Source organism: Globicatella sanguinis NBRC 15551, from assembly GCF_001552295.1.
GTDB lineage: Bacteria > Bacillota > Bacilli > Lactobacillales > Aerococcaceae > Globicatella > Globicatella sanguinis.
On sequence record NZ_BCQX01000183.1, the window covers coordinates 1 to 2,388 of the forward strand.

Annotated in this window: 3 protein-coding genes, 1 tRNA gene and 1 other RNA gene; 2 read left to right on the plus strand and 3 right to left on the minus strand. The window is 35.1% G+C overall.

All coding sequences use genetic code 11. The features are described 5' to 3' along the window. Positions 1-52 precede the first annotated feature (52 nt). Together GSA01S_RS09920 and ssrA are read left to right on the plus strand one after the other, a co-directional pair. A tRNA-Lys gene (locus GSA01S_RS09920) sits at positions 53-125 on the plus strand. A 75-nt stretch (positions 126-200) separates the two neighbouring features. After that, positions 201-567, plus strand: a transfer-messenger RNA (tmRNA) gene (gene ssrA / locus GSA01S_RS09925). 139 nt (positions 568-706) lie between these two features. Here ssrA and GSA01S_RS09930 read toward each other — a convergent pair. From GSA01S_RS09930 to GSA01S_RS10620, 3 genes are all read right to left on the minus strand, one after another. Continuing rightward, on the minus strand, positions 707-1,405 hold the full coding sequence (locus GSA01S_RS09930; RefSeq protein WP_066127164.1) for a DUF4145 domain-containing protein: 699 nt from the start codon (positions 1,403-1,405) through the stop codon (positions 707-709). Positions 1,406-1,541: 136 nt separating this feature from the next. Beyond that, entirely contained in the window at positions 1,542-1,859 is a 318-nt protein-coding gene (locus GSA01S_RS09935) for an ASCH domain-containing protein (protein ID WP_217994648.1), read from the minus strand. Positions 1,860-1,870: 11 nt separating this feature from the next. Next, positions 1,871-2,188 carry a tyrosine-type recombinase/integrase gene (locus tag GSA01S_RS10620; RefSeq protein WP_083513303.1) on the minus strand — a complete coding sequence of 106 codons (318 nt, stop codon included), beginning with the start codon at positions 2,186-2,188 and terminating at the stop codon, positions 1,871-1,873. Positions 2,189-2,388 lie beyond the last annotated feature (200 nt).

The window sequence follows — 2,388 nt, forward strand, 5'->3', positions numbered from 1 at the left end:
AAAAAAGTACTTGCAATTGATAACTTAGAGGTATATAATATATTTTTGTAACGGGCTGTTAGCTCAGTCGGTAGAGCAACTGACTCTTAATCAGTGGGTCGCGGGTTCGATCCCCTCACAGCCCATTCTTAGCACAGAAGCCAATTTGACTATAATTGACTTTTGTGCTTTTATGTATTATAATAAAGACATAATATTAAGGGGATGTCATGGTTTCGACAGGTATTGTTCGAGCTAATGACGCGTCAGGAAGGCAGTGACTTCCTAAAAACGCTACAGTTAAATATAACTGCAAACAATCAAAACAATAATTTCGCTTTAGCAGCCTAAAAACCTGCAGCGAAGATCACCCTGGTATCGCCCATGTACTCAGATCGTGGTCTCAAATTTAGTGGGATACGTTTTAACTTTCCGTCTGTAAGTTAAAAAAGAGATTATCAGACTCGCGATAGCGGATGCCTGTTTGTCGGCTATGCAGTAGCTAAATCTTAAATGGATAAACTATTGACGTAGACTCATTGGTGACGAGATATTTGGACAGGAGTTCGAATCTCCTCATCTCCATTATAGCTTTACTAAGCATTGCTAAGAGCCTTCAAACCCCGGTTTGAAGGCTCTTTTGCTTTTTACACTTTGCCAGCAAATGCTATAAAACATTACCAACCATTACCATTTTCATTACTACTGGAAAAAGGGTAATGGTTTTTTATTTCTGTATATCTCTTTGTTCAATACCCTTTATTGTTCCTTCAGGTAATGAAGAGTATGCCTCACTTATTAACCTTGGCTGGGTTATTTGATTCTCAACAATTATATTGATAAATTTTAATAGAGTAACTGCCTTATCCTTATTATCTGACATATCAATTTCTCCAGGATGTACAGCATTATTACCTATAACACGTACTGCATCTAAAGCTCGCTGAATAGTTACAGGCAGTCCTTTTGATACTAAGTCACCTATTTTATTGTTTAAGTCTTTCCCTTCGGCTTTTAGTTCACCCATAAGAAGTTCAATGGCTAAACGAGATAAAGCAGCTGACGCTCTAGGAGAGTCGTCTAAAATAAGTGAAGCTTCATCAAAAACTTCTCTTACATTAGAGGGCATATCAGGGTTTGGATCCTCATCAACTGTTGAAGTTCGAGGATAAAGAAGAATCTCATAATTCTTTTCTTCTGATTGCGACGGATATTTACTTTTAAGCCATATTGATGTTTTTGAACATGCTTGGCACCTTGCTACTACTACAAAATTATATAATTCAGTATTTGGTTCAATTTGATGTTGAAAACCAGCCTGCCAGTCATGTGATGCTATTCCTTTACAATAAGGACAATTAAAAGCAGGGGAAGCTCCTCCAGGAACACCTGAGTTAATACGATTACTGGAAAATAATTCTTGCATTAATACACCTCCTTTAAAATATTAATAATAATTTCTGGATATTTTATCTACTATTCTAAAAACAGTAAAGGTATAACTGTAACTTCTAGTTTTTAGATACCATTCGTATCGGTTTCTAATAATTTAATTGTAATGGCTAAAGTACCCCATTTTTTTCTTGTTCTGGACTGTATATTTCATACGTCTGTTGAACCATTAAATCGATAGAATCTCCAACAGTATCAAAATCACTTGCCGGTATAGTTTCATACATTTCTTTGAACGTCGGGAATTTTCTTAACTCAAGAACTTCTACAGTTAAAGTTTCACTGTTCTCAGGTACTTTTGTAAATTTTATTGGATCACCTATACTAATTTTTCTTCTTTTCTCATCATTCAATCTAACTTCAACAGTCTTTTTACCAGATTTTATTGAATTAAAAGGTGATTCGTAAAGTCCCATAGTATGCTGCATTTTCCCACTCCTTAATTTTCCATAAACTTCGCAAATTTGTCAGCTGTGTCTTTCTTTTCTTCTTTTGTGATATGAGCGTAGATATTCATTGTAGTTAATATATCAGAATGGCCTAGGCGTTCTTTAACGTCTTTCATAGGCACACCCGATTCAAACAGTAGGGAACAATGAGTATGTCTAAAACCATGTATATTGACGAATTCAAGACAGTTATTTTTGCATACTCTATAAAAGTAGTTTCTAGGAGAAGAAGGATCTAAAAAGGTATTCTTCTCATACTTAGAAAAAACGAGTTGAGTAGGCTTATTTGCGTTATGTCCAAAAAACAATAAACTTTATATTTATTATAACGGAAATATCATCGGTAGTCATCCTATCACCAATCAACCGTTCAACATAAAACCAGAGCATCAATTGTAATATGCAAAACAGCAGGATGAAACAAGTAACTTAGAAGCAGCGACAGAACTGAGTCTTATCTCAAGGGAATTAGGAGGCATCCGTTATGACAATCTATCTTAAAGTACAA

Bases quoted from the DNA above. Each gene is read 5' to 3' on its own strand.
- GSA01S_RS09930 (WP_066127164.1), bottom strand. From the start codon at position 1,405: ATGCAAGAATTATTTTCCAGTAATCGTATTAACTCAGGTGTTCCTGGA.
- GSA01S_RS09935 (WP_217994648.1), bottom strand. From the start codon at position 1,859: ATGCAGCATACTATGGGACTTTACGAATCACCTTTTAATTCAATAAAA.